Source organism: Bradyrhizobium sp. INPA03-11B (assembly GCF_040446015.1).
Lineage (GTDB): Bacteria > Pseudomonadota > Alphaproteobacteria > Rhizobiales > Xanthobacteraceae > Bradyrhizobium > Bradyrhizobium macuxiense_A.
Genome location: NZ_JASGSR010000050.1, coordinates 37,087 through 55,690 on the forward strand (window position 1 = coordinate 37,087; position 18,604 = coordinate 55,690).

An 18,604-nucleotide genomic window follows, 5' to 3' on the forward strand; every position below is an offset into this window, starting at 1 on the left:
AGCGTCACGCTGGATTTAGGTGGTTTGGCCGGTTCCGCAATAGCGTGGCCGGGGGGAGGATGATACAGCCCCCTCGCCCGCCTTTTTCAGCACAACCGTCCCATTTTGATGAACAAACAACGCCTGATCCCGCTCATCGTGGCCACTGCCCTGTTCATGGAAAACATGGACTCCACGGTGATCGCGACCTCGCTGCCGGCGATCGCCGCCGATATCGGCACCAGCCCGCTGACGCTGAAGCTTGCGATCACGTCCTATCTGCTGTCGCTCGCGGTGTTCATTCCGGCGAGCGGCTGGACGGCGGACCGCTTCGGCGCCCGCATCGTGTTTGCCGGCGCCGTCGGCGTGTTCATGCTGGGCTCGATCGGCTGCGCGCTGTCGTCCTCAGTGACCGATTTCGTGTTCGCCCGCATCCTGCAAGGCCTCGGCGGGGCGATGATGACGCCTGTTGGGCGATTGGTGCTATTACGCTCGGTCGACAAGAGCGCGCTGGTCAACGCGATGGCCTGGGTGACGGTGCCGGCGCTGATAGGCCCGGTGATCGGGCCGCCGCTCGGCGGCTTCATCACCACCTACTTCTCCTGGCACTGGATCTTCCTTATCAACATTCCGATCGGGTTGCTCGGCATCTTCCTGGCGCTGAAATACATCGACCCGATCAAGAGCGAGGCCCCCGAGCGTTTCGATCTGATGGGACTGGTGCTGGCCGGCATCGGGCTCGCCGGCATCGCCTTCGGGCTGTCGGTCGCAGGCCTTAACCTGTTGCCGTGGCCGATCGTCGCCGGATTGGTCGGCGTCGGCACGGTGTCGATGACGCTCTACGTCATCCACGCGCGGCGCACCGGTTCGCCGGTGCTCGATTTCGGCCTGCTGCGGCTGCCGACCATGCGGGCGTCGATCGTCGGCGGTTTCATGTTCCGGCTCGGCATCGGCGCGCTGCCGTTCCTGCTGCCGCTGTTGATGCAGGTCGGCTTCGGCCTGTCGCCGTTCCAGTCCGGCCTCGTGACGTTTGCATCTGCGGTCGGCGCCATGGGCATGAAGACACTGGCGGCGCGCATCATCAAGGCCTTCGGCTTCCGCAACATGATGACGGTGAATGCGGTGGTCAGCTCGGCCTTCCTCGCCGCCTGCGCGCTGTTCACGATCTCGACGCCGCTGATGCTGATCTTCACCATCCTGGTGGTCGGCGGCTTCTTCCGCTCGCTGCAATTCACCGCGATCAACACCGTCGCTTACGCAGAGGTCGAGCCGCCGCAGATGAGCCGCGCCACCACCCTCGTCAGCGTCAATCAGCAGCTCGCGGTGTCTGCGGGCGTCGCGGTCGGCGCCTTCTCGGTCGAAACCACGCTGGCGCTGCATCACCAGACCGAACTCTCCGCCGATGTGTTCGGACCGGCCTTCATCGTGGTCTCGCTGATCTCGGCCGCGTCGGCCTGGTTCTTCTGGCAGATGCCGGTCGACGCCGGCAACGAAATCGCCGGCCGCAAGGCGATCGATATCTCGAGCCGCAAGGGCGCCGAGAAGCGCGCCGCCGCCGAAGCCGTCAAGGTCGCGACCGAAGACACCCAGAACGCGCGGGATCAGCGGCTGGGGTAGTCGATCGAGCGAGCTCTTCGCGAAGGCACGGTACAAGCGCGCCGTCCGTCACGACCGGGCCGCTAAGGATGGCCGGTCATTCCGGTTGTCTCTGGTCGATCCGGACGTTCAATAAGTTCGTATGTAGGAACGTGGGTCGCTTCCAGCCACGATTCCAGCGCAGCTCCGCAGACCGTGCAGATCGCGTCACCCGTGTGCGGCACCAAGAACTTCTCTTCAGTGCGTCTGTACTCGGCGCCGCAATTGCATTGAACAATTGTCGCCATTGCCAGGATATGCGCCTGGGAATGTCGCTTTGCCAGCACTTTTTTCTTTCATCAAACGGCCCCAGTGCGCGAAACGCTGCTGCACCAAGGCCGCCAATCCAGTGGGGATTTTCTCCCGGTGGGGCTTGGGGGGCTCGGGCGCCGGGAGCAGGGATTCGACGCCGGCCGTCCTTTCCAGGTTCCTATCGACCACGCCGAAATGTTGGCCTGAGCCGGGTCCTGCAAAAAAATCCCCGCGAGAGTCAGAAAGCGAACGGAAGTGCCGCCGCCGATCCTGCACAGTTCGGCTCAAGCGGGCACGCAGTGGCGCCGCATCAGCAGAAATCATGCAGGAGGAAGCGCTCCGGATTCCCTTCCGTGGCGTCCATGCGCCACGGAAGGTCCGGATTTTCCTCGATTAAGTTTCGCTTGAAAGGATCAGAGCCAGTGAGTGACGCACATACGAACGAAGTGAACGACAATCCGAAAGTCGGCTTCGGCGTGCCCCTGTTTGCCTTCCCCAAGGCCTTCCAGGGCATCGCCCAGCAAAATGCGACGCGCGCAAAAGAACAGTTCGAGAAGGTCAAGGAGGCCTCGGCAGAGATCACCCTCCTGCTCAAGGAAGCCTATTCGATCAATGCCAGCGGCACCGCGGATTACGCAGCCAAGCTGGTCGAGATCACGAGCACCAACGCCAGTTCGGCCCTCGCTTTCGTGGCCGATCTTGCCGGCACCAGGTCACTGTCGGAAGCGATGCAGCTTTCGGCCGAGCATGGCCGCAGGAATTTCGAGGTCACCACCGCGCAGAACAAGGAGCTTTGGGAGCTCACCAGGAAGGTCGCGACCGAGACCTCCGAGCCGCTCAAGAAGAGCCTTGCAAGGGCGTTGAAGACAGCTTCCTGAGGAGCAAGCCCCCCGCTCCCGGAGCCCCGGCTGGAACGAGCGTCTCCCCCAAGAAGAGACGCCGTCCAGCCGAGGGGCGCGGATCCGGCAATACCTGACATTGGAGGAGGACGCCGTGGGCGTGATCATGATCAGATGTCCGCGGACAGGCCGCGCGATCACAACCGACAAGAAAGCCGACCGCGAGACGTTTCGCTGCAGCACGGTGTTCTTTTCGCGCACCTACTGCACGATCTGCCGGGCCACCCACGAATGGTTTGCCAAGGACGCCTGGGTCGACGAACCCGGCGAGCGGATGCTCGAGGCGTCCTGACGCCCACGCCCGCCTGACAGGTTGATCAATGGCTGCGTGATCGCGAGGCCCCCGCCACATGCGGATGTGCCTGAACCTTGTCGCCATTGGCCCATGGTTGAGCGTGCGAACGCTTCGGCCCATGCGCCGCGGCACCGCGACCGGACGGTTTCAATCCTTCGGCCGAAACGATGCGATCGATCCTGTCCCGCATGATTTCGTAGCATTCGCAGGCCGCCGCTTCGAGGCCCTGCCTGTCGACCTCAATCGAGCTGCGTCGGTTGGACCGGATCGCCCCCGATGCGCGAAGCTTCTGCACGACGTGGGTTACGGTCGTCCGCCTGACGCCCAGCAATTCCGACAGCGTCTCCTGCGTCAGCGGGAGTGTGTCCTGGCCGATCTGGTCGTGAATCTGCAGCAGCCAACGGGCCAGACGGGCTTCCACCGAGTGCAGCGCATTGCACGCCGCCATGTGCTGGAACTGCACCAGCAACGATCGCATATGGAGCTGCACCGCATCCGCGAGTGCGTGGCTTCGCACGAGCGCCGCCTGGAACCGCGCCGGGGAGATTTGCCATGCCGTACCGGCGACGCGAACCACCGCCGTCATCGGCGAACGGACCGGCCGCAGCGTCGACAGGATGCCCGCCGCACCTTCGTTGCCGACCATCGTGGTCGCGACGGCCTGTCCGTTCGGCATGTCCATGACGAACGCGATCAATGCCGTGCACGGGAAATAGATCTGTTCGACGGGGTCGCCCGACCGCACCAGCACGAGGTCACGTTCGAGCGATACTTTGCGTAGATGAGGCACAAGCAGATCGAAATCTGCGTGCGGCAGCTCAGCCAGAAGACGATTGCCTATGCGCGTCCTGTACTCCATCGCGGGACATCTCCCAGACGGAGGCGCGGCTCGTTGCACAGATTCCGCGGTGGCGTCAGGCTGAGATACGCAACGAACAGACCGCGCCGGGAAAATAGAATACGCCGCAGGGGAAAGAGTTCCAACAGCTTCAGCTTGGTCCGCGTCCCCTTCTTCCGGGGCACCACCCCACGCATCGCCGGACCTCGGTGGTACCCAGCCCGAAGGCAATCCATCCCACCGCGCATCTGGACGGATTGCTTCGTCGCTACGTTCCTCGCAACGGCTGCTGCCCGCGAAACCCAGTCGCCAGCACGTAGCGCTCCGAGGAGTCCTGCCGGCTGGCGGCGGGCTTGACGTGGCGGACCGTGGCGAAATCGCGCTTCAGCTGCCCGACCAGTTCGGCGTCGGCGCCGCTCTGGAACACTTTTGCCAGGAACGTGCCGCCGGGATTGAGCACCTCGCCGGCGAAATGCGCGGCGGTCTCGACCAGGCCGATAATGCGCAGCTGATCGGTCTTGCGATGGCCCGTGGTGTTGGCGGCCATGTCGGACATCACGATGTCGGCGCGGCCGCCCATCATCGCGATCAGCTTTTCCGGCGCGTCGTGATCCAGGAAGTCGAGCTGCGCGAAGGTGACGCCGGGGATCTCGCCCATCTCCAGGAGATCGATCGCGACCACCTTGCCCTTGCCGTCGGCGGCACCGGTGCGCTTGGCCGCAATCTGGCTCCAGCCGCCGGGCGCGGCACCGAGGTCGACCACGGTCATGCCGGGCTTGAGCAGGCGATATTTGTCGTCGAGCTCGAGCAGCTTGAAGGCCGCGCGCGAGCGGTAGCCCATCGCCTTGGCCTTGGCGACATAGGGATCGTTGAGCTGGCGCTCGAGCCAGAGTTTTGACGACAATTTGCGCTTGCCGCCGCTCTTGACCGTGACGTGCAGCCGCCCGGTGGTGTCTTTCGCCATACTGCTTCTCTACTCCCTCGCCCCGCTCTTGCGGGGAGAGGCATAGGCGGCCTTTCGGCCGCCGTTCTTAAAAGGACGCCGACGCAAAGCGTCGGCTACGGTGAGGGGCTGCCTCGTCAAAGAAGGTGAGAGATGAGCTCGTGGAGAGTCCCCCTCACCCGGATCTTGCGCTTCGCGTAAGATCCGGCCTCTCCCCGCAAGCGGGGCGAGGCAAGAGAAGCTCTAGCACGCCCGCAGCGCGCCGTCCTCGCGCATCATCTCGACCAGCATGCCCTCGCGCAGACCGCGATCGGCGACCCGGAGCCGCGGCATCGGGAACGCGTTGCGGATCGCATCGAGGATCGCGCAGCCGGCGAGCACGAGGTCGGCCCGCTCGACGCTGATGCAGTTGTTGTTGACGCGGGCCTCGTAGCTCATGCCGAGCAGCTTCTGGATCGTCGCCGACACGTCGCCATCGTTCATCCAGATGCCATCGATGCGGCGGCGGTCGTAGCGCGACAGATTGAGGAAGACGCCGGCGAGCGTTGTCACGGTGCCCGAGGTCCCGAGCATGTGCATGTCGCGCAGGTCCTTGCCGTGCTCGGCCGCGAACGGAGCGACATGCCGCGCGACCTCATCGATCATCTGCGCATACAAATCCCGGGTGACGTTCCTGCCGCCGAAATGTTCGGCCAGCGTCACGACGCCAAGCGGAATCGACATCCACGCCTTGATGCGCGGCGGCGCATCGGGTGCGGCGGGATCGCGCTCGATCCGCACCAGCTCGGTCGAGCCGCCGCCGATGTCGAACAGGATGGCGCCCCGCCCCCTGGGATCGAGCAGCGGCGAGCAGCCGATCACGGCGAGCGTCGCCTCGGTCTCGCGATCGATCACCTCGAGCTCGATGCCGGTCGCGGCCGCGACACGCGCGCGAAAGCTTTCGGCGTTGCCGGCGGCGCGGCAGGCCTCGGTGGCGATCAGCCGCAGCCGGCGGGCCTTACGATAGCGGATCTTGTCGCTGCAAATGGCGAGCGCTGCGATCGCGCGCTCGATCGCCGCTTCGCTGATCGAGCCGGTCGCGGCGATGCCCTCGCCGAGCCGGATGATCCGCGAGAAGGAGTCGACCACGCGGAACCCGTCGCCAGTGGGACAGGCTATCAACAGCCGGCAATTGTTGGTGCCAAGATCGAGTGCGGCGTAGACGCCGGTATCCGCGGCTGCCGCAACCAACCCTGACGGGGCTTCGCCGGCCGGAGGGCCGTCGCAAAGCCGCACATGGTCGTTCATCAAAACTGTCTTTCCGCAGGACCCCAAGGTGAATCCATCGGCATCCTTGGGCCCGCCGAATAATTGTCGTTCACAGAAACTTTAGCAGCGTCAAAGCCCTGCGCAAACTCCGTTCACATTGGGTCCATGCCCAATCGGGCGTTGTCGTTAAGGAGGGCGTGCGTTATCTCCTCTGCGCCCCCCAAACTCCAGCAAATCCGGGCATTTCAGGTCATTTTCGATGCAAGATCACACGCCGCCCGCCTCCCTCGACAACGCTATCGCACTGCAAAAATACGGTGTCGGACAGCCCGTTCGACGAAAGGAGGACGACACCCTGGTGCGCGGCAAGGGCAAATACACCGACGATTTCTCCCTGCCCAGCCAGGCCATCTGCTGGATGGTTCGCTCCTCCCATGCCCACGGAATCATCAAGGGGATCGACACCGAAGCCGCCAAGGCGATGCCGGGCGTGCTCGGGGTGTGGACCGGCGCCGACCTCGCGGCCGCCGGCTACAAGCCGTTCACCTGCGGCCTGCCGCTGAAGAACCGCGACGGCTCGCCGCTGCTGCAGACCAACCGCCCGGCGCTCGTCACCGACAAGGTGCGCTTCGTCGGCGATCCCGTCGCCTTTGTGGTGGCGGAGACCGCGGCGCAGGCCCGCGATGCGGCCGAGGCGGTCGAGGTCGATATCGAGCCGCTGCCCGCGGTGACCGACGCCGCCGAGGCGTCGAAGCCCGGCGCGCCGCAGCTCTATGACAACATCCCGAACAACGTCGCGCTCGACTACCACTATGGCGACACTGCCAAGATCGACGCAGCATTCGCTGCCGCCGCGCACGTCACAAGACTCGACATCGTCAACACCCGCGTCGCCGTGGTCTCGATGGAGCCGCGCGTCGCGCTCGCCCATTACGACAAGAAGACCGAGCGCTTCACGCTGCAAGTGCCGAACCAGGGCGTTTCCGGCAACAAGGCGATCCTGGCGCGCCTGCTCAACGTTCCCGCGGACAAGGTCCGCATCCTCACCGGCAATGTCGGCGGCTCGTTCGGGATGAAGAACCTCAACTATCCCGAATACACCTGCATCGCGCATGCGGCGCGGGAGCTCGGCCGCCCGGTGAAGTGGCTGGACGAGCGCTCGACCAGCTTCCTGTCCGACAGCCAGGGCCGCGCCCAGCTGATCCATGCCGAACTCGCGCTCGATGCCGACGGCAAGTTCCTCGCGGTGCGGCTGTCCGGCTACGGCAACCTCGGCGCCTACATCACCGGCGTCGCACCGGGCCCGCTATCGCTCAACACCGGCAAGAACCTCGCCAGCGTCTATCGCACGCCGCTGCTCGGCGTCGACATCAAGACGGTCTTGACCAACACCACGCTGATGGGCGCCTATCGCGGCGCCGGCCGGCCCGAGGCCAATTACTACATGGAGCGGCTGATCGATGCCGCCGCCGACGAGATGGGCATCAACCGCTTCACCTTGCGCAAGCGCAACTTCATCAAGCCGTCGCAGCTGCCGTTCCCGGCCGCCTCCGGCGTCACCTATGACAGCGGCGACTTCGCCGGCGTGTTCCAGAAGGCGCTGGAGATCTCCGACTACGACAACTTCGCCAAGCGCAAGAAGGAGAGCAAGAAGAGCGGCAAGCTGCGCGGCATCGCCGTCGGCTCCTATCTCGAGGTCACCGCGCCGCCGTCCGGCGAGCTCGGCAAGATCACGTTCGAGCCCGACGGTTCGGTGAAGCTCACCACCGGCACGCTCGATTACGGCCAGGGCCACGCCACGCCGTTCGCCCAGGTGCTGTCCGACCAGCTAGGGGTGCCCTTCGAGAAGATCACGCTCCAACAGAGCGACAGCGATCTCGTCCGTTTCGGCAACGGCACCGGCGGCTCGCGCTCGATCACCGCGACCGGGCAGGCGATCGTCGAGGCCTCCGCGCTCGTCGTCGAGAAGGGCAAGAAGGCCGCCGCGCATATGCTGGAGGCTTCCGAGGCCGACATCGAATTCGGCCAGGGCCGCTTCACCATCGCCGGCACCGACCGCTCGATCGGCATCATGGAGCTCGCCGAACGGATGCGCGCCGGCAAGATGCCCGAGGGCACGCCTGATACGCTCGACGTCGACCACGCCACCAAGGAGACCGCGTCGACCTTCCCGAACGGCTGTCACGTCGCCGAGGTCGAGATCGATCCCGACACCGGCGTGACGCGGATCGTGCGCTACTCGGCGGTCAACGATTTCGGCGTCGTGGTCAATCCGATGATCGTCGCGGGCCAGCTGCATGGCGGCGTCGCGCAGGGCATCGGCCAGGCGCTGATGGAGGAAGTCAGCTACGACGCCTCGGGCCAGCCGATCACCGGCTCGTTCATGGACTACGCGCTGCCGCGCGCCGGCGACGTACCCTCGATGCAGGTCGGCGATCACCCCTCGCCGGCGAAATCCAATCCGCTCGGCACCAAGGGCTGCGGCGAAGCCGGCTGCGCCGGCAGCCTCGTCTGCATCGTCAACGCCGTGGTCGACGCGCTGTCGGAATACGGCATCAAGCACATCAACATGCCGCTGACGCCGGAGCGCGTCTGGCGCGCGATCCAGGATGCCAAGGCGAACGCGGCGTAAGGGCGCACTGTCACAACGCATACAACTGTCATCACCCGCGAAAGCGGGTGATCCAGTATTCCAGAGGCAGCTGTTGTTGAGCCGAGAAGCCGCGGCGTACTGGATACCCCGCATGCGCGGGGTATGACACCGGTCAAGTGGGAAACGGCACGCCCCTTCCCTAAGCCGCCGCCTGCTCGCGGGGCTGGGTGATCGCGATGTGCCAGCAATGCGCGAGCGGCTTGCCGTTGCCGAGCACCAGCGCGTCGAGCTCGACGAAACGGTGACCCTTCTTGTCGTAATTGCCGGTCACCTTGGCGCGCGCCGTCAACTCGTCGCCGATCTTGCCCGCCGATAACAGCTGCATGCGGGTGCCGACATGGATCCACGGCCCGAGGATCGCATTGTCGACCAGCACCTTGTTCATCACCCGCGGCAGCAGGCCGGGATGCCCGAGACCTTCACGTAAGTAGATCGGGTCGGTCTCCCTGATGTCGGCGAGATACTCCTTGGCAGCGTCGCCGGACCAGTCGCGCGGGATGACGCCGAGCCACTTGCCCTCTTCATAGGACGACGCGCTGACCGGCTTGCGTTCGGCAACCGCAGCAACCTGCTTGTAGTCGTCGAGCACGAATGTCGGCGCGGACGCCGGCAGCGATGCGGTTCCGGTGGCGCAGGGCTCGCCGCGGCTATGGAGCTCGATCGACAGACCATTGCCGGTCTCCTGGCCGGTCAATTCCGCGATCTCGCCGTCATAGACCGGCTTGACGAAACGCGCCTCGATCAGGCCGCGCGCGAGGAAATCGCGGCCCCATTTCTCCACCGGCAGATGCATCATGTAGGCCATCACATCGACGCCGGGCACCAGCCCACCGGAAAAGCCGAACTTCCGCGCCACCGTGTCGTCGTGGATCTTGTTCTCGGACAGTTTCGAGGTGTTGTAGGCCGAGACGCGGTAGGTCTGCGCAGGCGTCGTCGAAGGCATGGGGTTTCCCCTTATTTCGGTTGTTTTTCTAAGGCAATCGTAGTCGAACCGGGCAGCGTGACAAGCCTCTCGTTTTGCTCGCAATTTTCCGCACCATGGAGTACACGCAGGCCGTGCCTGCGAACCCGGAATCGATGACTGAAACCCCCGCCCTAACCCGCATCTATGTCGACGCCGACGCCTGTCCGGTGAAGGACGAGATCTATCGCGTCGCGATCCGGCTCGGCGTGCCCGTCAGCGTGGTCGCCGGCAATTTCATCCGCGTGCCGCGGGATCCGCTGATCGAGCGCATCGCCGCCGGTTCCGGCATGGATGCGGCCGACGACTGGATCGCCGAACGCGCGCATGAGGGCGACGTCGTGATCACCGCGGACATTCCGCTGGCGAGCCGCTGCGTGAAAGCCGGCGCTGACGTGATCGCACCGAACGGCAAGCCGTTCACCGAACAGTCGATCGGCATGACGCTGGCGGTGCGCAATTTGATGACCGATCTGCGTTCGTCGGGCGAGATCACCGGCGGGCCGAAATCCTATTCGCCGCGCGACCGTTCCAATTTCCTGTCGACGCTCGACCAGACCATCCGCCGCATTCAGCGCCGCCGCGCCGAGCAGGCGCCTGCGAACGGGAGTTAGCGCGATGGCTCCGCCTCCTCTGATCCAGCTCAAGGACATCAGCCTGACCTTCGGCGGCACGCCGCTGCTGTCAGGCGTCGAGCTGTCGGTCTCCGCGGGCGAGCGCGTCTGCCTGATCGGCCGCAACGGCTCCGGCAAATCGACGCTGCTGCGGATCGCGGCCGGCCTGGTCGAGCCTGATGGCGGCAGCCGCTTCGTGCAGCCCGGCGCCACCATCCGCTATCTGCCGCAGGAGCCTGATTTCGGCGAGCACAAGTCGACGCTGGCCTATGTCGAGGCCGGCCTTGGCCCCGGCGACGACCACTACCAGGCGCGCTATCTGCTCGAACAGCTTGGGCTGACCGGCGAGGAAGATCCGGCGCACGTCTCCGGCGGCGAGGCGCGCCGCGCTGCGCTGGCGCGGGTGCTGGCGCCCTCGCCCGATATCCTGCTGCTCGACGAGCCGACCAACCACCTCGACCTGCCGACCATCGAATGGCTCGAAGGCGAACTGGAGAGCCGGCGCTGCGCGCTGGTGCTGATCAGCCACGACCGCCGCTTCCTGACCAATCTGTCGCGCACCACGGCCTGGCTCGATCGCGGCCAGATCAGGCAGATCGAGCGCGGCTTCGGCGCCTTCGAGGCGTGGCGCGACGAGGTGCTGGCGGAGGAAGAGCGCGAGCAGCACAAGCTCGACCGCAAGATCGTCAACGAGGAGCACTGGCTGCGCTATGGCGTATCCGGCCGCCGCAAGCGCAACGTCAAGCGGCTCGGCAATCTGCATGCCCTGCGCGATCAGCGCCGCAACTATCGCGGTGCCACCGGCAACGCCACGCTCGCCGCCGCCGAGGCCGACAAGTCCGGCCGGCTGGTGATCGAGGCGAAGAGCATCGCGAAGGCCTATGGCGAGCGCAAGATCGTCGACGCTTTCTCGACCCGGATCCAGCGAGGCGACCGCGTCGGCATCGTAGGTCCCAACGGCGCCGGCAAGACCACGCTGGTGCATCTCTTGATCGGCAACGATCCGCCTGATTCCGGTTCGGTGCGGCTGGGCGCCAATATCGAGATGGCGACGCTCGACCAGCACCGCGAGAGCCTCGATCCGAAGCTGACCTTGGCCGAAGCCTTGACCGGCGGCCGCGGCGATCACGTCATGGTCGGCGACAAGTCGAAGCACGTCATCGGCTACATGAAGGACTTCCTGTTCGCGCAGGAGCAGCGCGGCACGCCGCTGGAGGCGCTCTCCGGCGGCGAGCGTGGCCGGCTGATGCTGGCGCGGGCGCTGGCCAAGCCTTCGAACCTCTTGATCCTGGACGAACCGACCAACGACCTCGACCTCGAAACCCTCGACGTGCTTGAGGACATGCTCGGCGACTACGAGGGCACGGTGATCCTGATCAGCCACGACCGCGACTTCATCGACCGCGTGGTGACGTCGGTGATCGTGCCCGAGGGCCAGGGACGCTGGATCGAATATGCCGGCGGCTACAGCGACATGCTGGCGCAGCGCGGCACTGATGTGAAGCGCGAAACGGTGAAGGCGGACGCCCCGACTGAGGAGAAGAAGGAAGCCAGGGCCGCCGCACCCGAAGCCGCACCGAGGCGCCGGCTGAGCTTCAACGAGAAGCACGCGCTGGAGACGCTGCCGAAGACGATCGACAAACTGCACGCCGAGATCGCCAAGCAGCAGAAGCTGCTCGACGATCCCGATCTCTATGCAAAGGATCGCAAGAAATTCGACGCGGCTTCAGCGGCGATTGCCAAGGCGCAGGAAGACCTCGCCGCCGCCGAGGACCGCTGGCTCGAGCTCGAAGTGCTGCGCGAAGAGATCGAACAGGCTTGATGCACATGGAAATGATCGTCATTGCGAGGAGCGAAGCGACGAAGCAATCCATGGCTCCGCAGATGCGGAGGGATGGATTGCTTCGCTCCGCTCGCAATGACGGAAATAACTGGAGTTGACCCGATGACCACGCCCCTCGCCGCCAAGATCGCTAGGGAATACGGCACGCCCTGCGCCGTGATCGACATGGACCGGGTCGAGCGCAACATCGCGCGCATCCAGAAAGCCTGCGACGAGGCCGGCGTCGCCAACCGCCCGCACATCAAGACGCACAAGAACCCGATGCTGGCGCAGCTGCAGATCAAGGCCGGTGCCAAGGGCATCACCTGCCAGAAGCTCGGCGAGGCCGAGATCATGGCCGATAGCGGCATCGATGACATCCTGATCAGCTACAATCTGCTCGGCGACGAGAAGATGGCGCGGCTCGGCGCACTGCAAGGCAAGGCCAACGTCACCGTCGCCGCGGATAATTCCGTCGTGATCGGCGATCTGCCGAAGGCCGCCGCGGCCTCCGGCCGCCCGCTCTCCGTCGTGGTCGAATGCGACACCGGTCGCAAGCGCGCCGGCGTCGAAACCCCGGCCGAGGCGATTGCGCTGGCGCGCGAGATCGCGGCCTCCGAGGGCCTGAGCTTCGCGGGCTTCATGCTGTATCCGACCGAGACCGGCTGGGCGGATGCGCAGAAATTCTACGACGAGGCGCTGGCCGGCGTGCGCGCCCACGGCCTCGATGCTGCCATCGTCTCGACCGGTGGCACGCCGAACCTGGTCAATCTCGGCAGACTGAAGGGCGGCACCGAGCACCGCTTCGGCACCTACATCTACAACGACCGCATGCAGGTCGCCGCCGGCGTCGCGACCTGGGACGATTGCGCGCTGCACATCTATTCCACCGTCGTCAGCCGCGCCGGCCCCGAGCGCGGCATCCTCGATGCCGGCTCCAAGACGCTGACGTCTGACACCGGCGGCCTCGAAGGCCACGGCCTGATCCTCGAACATCCCGAAGCCAAGATCGCCCGCTTCGCCGAGGAGCACGGCTTCCTCGACCTCTCGCGCAGCAACACCCGGCCGAATGTCGGCGACGTCGTGCGGATCGTGCCCAATCACGTCTGCGTCGTCGTCAACATGATGGACGAGGTCGTGATGGTGCGCGGCGACGAGATCATCGGCGCGTTGCCGGTGACGGCAAGGGGCAAGTTGCGCTAGCCGCGTTCGGTAGGATGGGTGGAGCGCAGCGATACCCATCGCTTTGGACCGCGTGGCGAGATGATGGGTATCGCTTCGCTCCACCCATCCTACGCAGCTACCCGCTGATCAGCGCCTGCAACTCCTGATCCAGCGCGGAGCGAAATACCTCGATCGGCCGCGCCAGGCGGCCGGCGGGCGGGCGGTGCACGATCCAGGCCCGCACCGCCGGATTGAAATCCGCGATCTTCACGATCTTCAGCCGGCTGCGGATCGGGCTTCGTTTCAGCGCCACCGGCGTGACGAGGCCGATGCCGAGCCCGCGCGCCACCAGCGACAGGCGCAGCTCGCTGTCGAGCGCCTCGACCGCGATATTGAACGGCAGATGCGCCGCATCGAAATGCCGCTTCAAGGTCTGGCGAAAACCGCAGCCATCCTGGTTGATCACCCACCCCGTTCGCGACAGCCATTCGAGGTCGACGAACTTCGGCGTCTTCATCTCGCGCGCGACGACGAACACCACCGGCTGCGCGCCGAGATCGGAGGCGGCGAGATCGTCGGGCGGCGCGGTGCCGTCGGGCAGGCAGATTGCAGCGGCGTCGAGCTCGTTGCGGCTGACCCGCTCCATGTGATTGGGCGACCAGCCCGAGACCACGCGCAACGCAAGCGCGGGAAATTCGCCGCGCACCGCATCGAGCGGACCCGTGAGCCCGGCCTCCGACAAGAACGGCGTCAGCCCGAGCCTGAACTCGCCGCGCACCACGCCGTCATTGGCGACGCCTGACTTGAGGTCGTCGAGCATGCGCAGCACGCGGCGGCCCTGCTCATAGGCCTCGACGCCCGCCGCCGTCGGCTTCAGCGGCTTCGACAGCCGGTCCAAGAGCTGCGCGCCCAGCATCTCCTCGAGATTCTGGATCCGCCGCGTCACGCCGGGCTGGGTCAGGTTCAACCGCGCGGAGGCCGCGACGATCGATCCGGTCTCCACCACGGCGACGAACGCCACGAGGTCATGGGTGTTCATAACAATCTCGCATATTCTTCATCATCTTATTTGAATTGTAGCATATTAGCCCGATCCCCTAAAGGGGGCCTCGCCACTTCCTCGCGAGGTCCCATGACCATTTCCGAAGCCACCAAACTCTCCCCGGCCCGCACCGTCTCGGTGCGTCCCCTGATCTGGATCGGCGCCATCACGACCGGCACCGTCGTCACCAACCTGTTTGCCCCGCAGATCCTGGTTGGCCTGATGGGCCGCTCGCTCGGCATGACCGAGCTGCAGGCCGGCCTGATCTCGACGCTGACCCTGCTCGGCTACGCGCTCGGGCTGTTGCTGCTGGTGCCGCTGGTCGACCTCGTCGAGAACAAGCGGCTGATCCTGCGCACGCTGGCCTGCGCCATCGTTGCCGCGCTCGGCACAGCGATGGCGCCGACGCCGCTGATCCTGCTCGCCGCAACCTTCATCCTCGGCGCGTCCTGCGCCGCGATCCAGATGGTGGTGCCGCTGGTGGCGTCGATGGTGCCGCCGGAGCGCCGGGGCCAGGCGATCGGCGATGTCATGAGCGGGTTGATGATCGGCATCCTGCTGTCGCGGCCGGCGGCGAGCCTGATCGCCGACAGCTGGAACTGGCGCGGCTACTATCTCACCTCGGCCGTGTTGATGACGGTGCTCGCCGGCGCGTTGGCGCGCTATCTGCCGATCTTGCAGCCTGCCGCGAAGGTCAGCTACGGCGCGCTGCTGCGCTCATTTCCCAAGCTGCTGCGCGAGGAGCCGGTGCTGCGCGTCCGATCCTGGACCGCGGCGCTGGTGATGGCATCGTTCACCGCGTTCTGGGCCGCGGTGGCGCTGCGTCTGCCGGACGCGCCGTTCAAGCTCGATGCCAAGGGGATCGCGCTGTTCGCGCTGATCGGCGTCGCCGGGGCGGCAGCGACACCGATCGCCGGGCGCTGGGGCGACAGAGGCTTCGCGCGGCCGTTGCTGATCGTCTCGCACCTTCTCATCGCCAGTGCGCTCGCGCTGTGCGCCTGGGCCGGCATGATCGAGTCGCGGATCGCGGCTCTCTCGCTGCTTGGTGTCGGCGCCGTGCTGCTCGATTTCGGCATCACCACCGACCAGACGCTCGGCCGCCGCGCCGTCAATCTGTTGCAGCCGGAGGCGCGCGGCCGGATCAACGGCCTGTTCGTGGCGCTGTTCTTCATCGGCGGCGCGGTCGGCGCAGCGGCTGCGTCCACGGCGTGGAGTTATGGTGGATGGACGGCGGTCTGCACGGTCGCCGCCACGTTCGGCCTGCTCGGCTTCATCACCGACATCGCAACGAAGACCGGCTCGGAATGAGCCGCATCTCGTATGATGGGTGGAGCGCAGCGATACCCATCAACCTTTTCCAGCGCGGCACCATGATGGGTATCGCTTCGCTCCACCCATCCTACGAAGCTACGACTTCAACCATTGCAACGCGCCCTTCCCGGCGGCCACACCGGTCGCGAACGATGCCTGCAACAGATAGCCGCCGGTCGGCGCTTCCCAATCGAGCATCTCACCGGCGGCGAAGGCACCGGGCAGTTTGCGCAGCATGAAATGCGCGTCGAGCTCGCTGAACGCGATCCCGCCCGCGGTCGAGATCGCGCGATCGATCGGCGCGATGCCCGTGAGCTGAACCGGAATCGCGTTGATCAGCTGTGCGAGCTCTGCCGGCGAGAACGATGTCAGTGGCCGGCCAGACGCAATCGCCGCCTCCTGCATCAGGCCGATGCCAACCGGAGAGAGTTGCGCCGCCTTGCGCAGGAAATTCGAGAGCGACTGCTTGCCGCGCGTCCCGGACAGGCGGGTGGTCAGCGCGGCGGCGTCGAGGTCCGGCCGCAGCGCGATCGTCAGCGTCGCCTGCCCGATACCCAGCACCGCCTCGCGCAATTCCGCCGACAGCGCATAGATGGCGCCGCCTTCGATGCCCGTGCGGGTGACGACAGCCTCACCGCGCACGGTGTGCCGCCCGATCGTGAGGGCGACGCCCTTGAGCGGCTGCCCCTCAAATCGGTCGCGGAAGATATTCGACCACGCGACGGTGAAGCCGGAATTGGCCGGTCGCATCAGGGCGACGGCAACGCCCTTGGCCGCAAGGAGCTCCGCCCAGGCGCCATCCGAGCCGAGCCGCGGCCAGCTCGCGCCGCCGAGCGCCAGCACGGTCGCGTCAGCATTGACCGCGCGTGGGCCGTCGGGCGTCTCGAACAGCAGTGCGCCCTGCGCGTCCCATCCGATCCAGCGATGCCGAAATGCGAATGCAACCCCCGCAGCATTGAGCCGCCGCAGCCAGGCGCGCAGCAGAGGCGAGGCCTTGAACGCCTTGGGGAACACGCGGCCGCTGCTGCCGACAAACGTCGGCTCGCCCAGCGCCGCGCACCAGGCGCGCAAGCTGTCGGGCGGAAACGCCTCGACTGCGGCTTTGAGGTGCGGCATCGCCTCGCGATAGCGCGCAAGGAAATCCGGCAGCGGCTCGGAGTGGGTGAGATTGAGCCCGCCGCGCCCGGCCATCAGGAACTTGCGGCCGGCCGACGGCATCGCGTCGTAGACGGTGACCGGTGCACCGCCAGCCGCAAGCACCTCCGCCGCCATCAGGCCGGCGGGGCCGGCTCCGATGACGGCGACGGTCATGCTCAGAGCTTGATCCCGGCTCGCGCGGCGGCCTGGGCGACATACTTCTGCGTCTGCTCGAACGCGCCCTGCAGCGCCTTCGCGGTCGACATGTCGCTGATCGCGGCAAAATGCGCGGCGACGCCGTCCGGCGTCCACTCCGACTGCGGCAGGTTGACGCCTTCGGTCTCCAGCACGCGGATCACCGCGAACGAGCCGGCGCCGGCGCCCATGATGGTGCGGGTCGGCGCATCCTCGCTGAGCAGGAATTCGACCGCCGGCGTGATCGCTTCCGGCTTCATCAGCTGGAGCGCCTGCGGCGGCAGCAGTTCCTCGGTCATGCGGGTCGCCGCCGTCGGCGAGATGGTGTTGACCTTGATGTTGTTCTTGCGGCCCTCTTCGGCGAGCACGTTCATCAGGCCGACCATGCCGGCCTTCGCTGCACCGTAATTGCCCTGGCCGAAATTGCCGAACAGGCCGGATGACGAGGTCGTCAGCACGATGCGGCCGTAGTTGCGCTCGCGCATGCCGGCCCACACCGCCTTGCAGCAGTAAAAGGTGCCGGTGAGATGCACGTCGAGCACCTTCGCCCAGTCGGCGACCTCCATCTTGGCAAACGACTTGTCGCGCAGGATACCGGCATTGGCGCACAAGAGATCGACGCTGCCCCATTCCTTGGTGGCGCGCTCGACCATCGCGGTGACCTGCTCGAAATTCGAGACATCGGCGCCGTCGGCCATCGCGGTGCCGCCCGCTTTCCGGATCTCCTCGACCACGGTCTCGGCCGGCGACAGCGAACCGCCGGTGCCGTCGCGCGCGCCGCCGAAATCGTTGACCACGACCTTGGCGCCGCGGCTGGCGAGCCCCAGCGCATGCGCCCGCCCAAGACCATTGCCCGCGCCGGTGACGATAGCGACGCGTCCGTCAAACCTGATTGCCATGCCGTAAATTCCTGTTCTTCCCTTCTCCCCTTGTGGGAGAAGGTGGCGCGCAAGCGCGCCGGATGAGGGGTTCTCTCCACGGATGAGCACGCGGAGAGAGACCCCTCACCCGGCTTCATCTCGCTCCGCTCGATTTCGCCACCCTCTCCCACAAGGGGAGGGGGTGCATGCCCGAGCGGCATGAAAAGGTTGGGGACTTTTGAGCAGCGATGGATGGCCGGGTCAAGTGCGGCACTGACCGGCCAAGGGGGCCGCGTTAGACCGCAGGGGTCATCGATCCGCAGGGCTTCAGGCTTTTGAGCAGGTGCCCGCTCCAGCACTCGTGATGCTCCTGGGCGTAGCTCATCGAGCCAATCAGAAGCAAACCGACTACGACTAGTCCGGCGACGATGTTCTGCACCATGGCTGCCACTCCCGGGACCGCACCGCCTAGAGGCGACATGATGGACACCAGGGATCGAAGCCGTCAATGCACTACTTGGACGAGGCGGGCTCGCTCCACCTCTCCTGCTTGTACGAAAGGTGGAGTTACTCAACCATCTGACAGAGCCCCGTTCCGATTGAATCGGAACGGGGCTCTAAATTCCAGTTCGGACGCGTTTTCTTCACGCGAACCGGTGTCCACGTCGCTGGAAAACGCTCTAGCAGGCTGTTGAAGAAGTCTTTGAGCGGCGCGCGATGAATGGGATGTTGTCGCCGTTGAGGAGGCAGATCTCC

16 protein-coding genes and 1 pseudogene are annotated in these 18,604 nt (G+C 65.8%); 8 read left to right on the forward strand and 9 right to left on the reverse strand.

The genetic code is table 11. From position 1 onward, the window contains the following. The first annotated feature begins 108 nt into the window (after positions 1-108). The 3 genes from QMZ05_RS21455 (at position 109) to QMZ05_RS21465 (ending at position 3,057) form a co-directional block, all read left to right on the forward strand. Positions 109-1,596 (forward strand): DHA2 family efflux MFS transporter permease subunit, encoded by a 1,488-nt coding sequence (locus tag QMZ05_RS21455; RefSeq protein ID WP_353702545.1) that lies wholly within the window; start codon positions 109-111, stop codon positions 1,594-1,596. 692 nt (positions 1,597-2,288) lie between these two features. Further along, entirely contained in the window at positions 2,289-2,744 is a 456-nt protein-coding gene (locus QMZ05_RS21460; protein ID WP_353702546.1) for a phasin family protein, read from the forward strand. Positions 2,745-2,859: 115 nt separating this feature from the next. Beyond that, positions 2,860-3,057 carry a hypothetical protein gene (locus tag QMZ05_RS21465; protein WP_279709083.1) on the forward strand — a complete coding sequence of 66 codons (198 nt, stop codon included), beginning with the start codon at positions 2,860-2,862 and terminating at the stop codon, positions 3,055-3,057. Positions 3,058-3,082: 25 nt separating this feature from the next. Here the strand turns inward: QMZ05_RS21465 and QMZ05_RS21470 are convergent, their stop codons facing one another. The 3 genes from QMZ05_RS21470 to QMZ05_RS21480 all read right to left on the reverse strand — a co-directional run bounded on the left by QMZ05_RS21470 (position 3,083) and on the right by QMZ05_RS21480 (position 6,128). Continuing rightward, complete coding sequence (locus QMZ05_RS21470; RefSeq protein WP_353702547.1) at positions 3,083-3,919, reverse strand: Crp/Fnr family transcriptional regulator; 837 nt, start codon at positions 3,917-3,919, stop codon at positions 3,083-3,085. Positions 3,920-4,166: 247 nt separating this feature from the next. Beyond that, positions 4,167-4,862, reverse strand: coding sequence for an RlmE family RNA methyltransferase (locus tag QMZ05_RS21475; protein WP_353702548.1), 696 nt, complete (start codon positions 4,860-4,862; stop codon positions 4,167-4,169). 222 nt (positions 4,863-5,084) lie between these two features. Further along, positions 5,085-6,128, reverse strand: a complete 1,044-nt coding sequence (locus tag QMZ05_RS21480; RefSeq protein WP_353702549.1) for a Ppx/GppA phosphatase family protein — start codon at positions 6,126-6,128, stop codon at positions 5,085-5,087. Between the two features lie 220 nt (positions 6,129-6,348). On the opposite strand from QMZ05_RS21480, the gene QMZ05_RS21485 reads away from it, so the two are divergent. Next, positions 6,349-8,721 (forward strand): xanthine dehydrogenase family protein molybdopterin-binding subunit, encoded by a 2,373-nt coding sequence (locus tag QMZ05_RS21485; RefSeq protein ID WP_353702550.1) that lies wholly within the window; start codon positions 6,349-6,351, stop codon positions 8,719-8,721. 160 nt (positions 8,722-8,881) lie between these two features. On the opposite strand, the gene QMZ05_RS21490 is transcribed toward QMZ05_RS21485, so the two are convergent. Continuing rightward, complete coding sequence (locus QMZ05_RS21490; protein ID WP_353702551.1) at positions 8,882-9,685, reverse strand: hypothetical protein; 804 nt, start codon at positions 9,683-9,685, stop codon at positions 8,882-8,884. A gap of 134 nt (positions 9,686-9,819) precedes the next feature. On the opposite strand from QMZ05_RS21490, the gene QMZ05_RS21495 reads away from it, so the two are divergent. The 3 genes from QMZ05_RS21495 (at position 9,820) to QMZ05_RS21505 (ending at position 13,342) form a co-directional block, all read left to right on the forward strand. Further along, complete coding sequence (locus QMZ05_RS21495) at positions 9,820-10,317, forward strand: YaiI/YqxD family protein (RefSeq protein WP_353702552.1); 498 nt, start codon at positions 9,820-9,822, stop codon at positions 10,315-10,317. 4 nt (positions 10,318-10,321) lie between these two features. After that, positions 10,322-12,139, forward strand: coding sequence for an ABC-F family ATP-binding cassette domain-containing protein (locus tag QMZ05_RS21500; RefSeq protein ID WP_353702553.1), 1,818 nt, complete (start codon positions 10,322-10,324; stop codon positions 12,137-12,139). Positions 12,140-12,262: 123 nt separating this feature from the next. Continuing rightward, positions 12,263-13,342, forward strand: coding sequence for a D-TA family PLP-dependent enzyme (locus tag QMZ05_RS21505; protein WP_353702554.1), 1,080 nt, complete (start codon positions 12,263-12,265; stop codon positions 13,340-13,342). 97 nt (positions 13,343-13,439) lie between these two features. On the opposite strand, the gene QMZ05_RS21510 is transcribed toward QMZ05_RS21505, so the two are convergent. Further along, a complete protein-coding gene (locus QMZ05_RS21510; RefSeq protein ID WP_353702555.1) occupies positions 13,440-14,342 on the reverse strand; it encodes a LysR family transcriptional regulator in 903 nt (300 codons plus the stop codon). A gap of 93 nt (positions 14,343-14,435) precedes the next feature. On the opposite strand from QMZ05_RS21510, the gene QMZ05_RS21515 reads away from it, so the two are divergent. Next, positions 14,436-15,653 (forward strand): MFS transporter, encoded by a 1,218-nt coding sequence (locus tag QMZ05_RS21515; RefSeq protein ID WP_353702556.1) that lies wholly within the window; start codon positions 14,436-14,438, stop codon positions 15,651-15,653. A 99-nt stretch (positions 15,654-15,752) separates the two neighbouring features. On the opposite strand, the gene QMZ05_RS21520 is transcribed toward QMZ05_RS21515, so the two are convergent. The 4 genes and pseudogenes from QMZ05_RS21520 to QMZ05_RS21535 all read right to left on the reverse strand — a co-directional run. Beyond that, positions 15,753-16,967 (reverse strand): TIGR03862 family flavoprotein, encoded by a 1,215-nt coding sequence (locus QMZ05_RS21520; protein ID WP_353702557.1) that lies wholly within the window; start codon positions 16,965-16,967, stop codon positions 15,753-15,755. 2 nt (positions 16,968-16,969) lie between these two features. Beyond that, entirely contained in the window at positions 16,970-17,887 is a 918-nt protein-coding gene (locus QMZ05_RS21525; protein ID WP_353702558.1) for an SDR family NAD(P)-dependent oxidoreductase, read from the reverse strand. Positions 17,888-18,143: 256 nt separating this feature from the next. Then, complete coding sequence (locus QMZ05_RS21530) at positions 18,144-18,290, reverse strand: hypothetical protein (RefSeq protein WP_245321174.1); 147 nt, start codon at positions 18,288-18,290, stop codon at positions 18,144-18,146. 125 nt (positions 18,291-18,415) lie between these two features. Continuing rightward, positions 18,416-18,604 (reverse strand): annotated as a pseudogene (locus tag QMZ05_RS21535) (hypothetical protein); the annotation flags it as partial.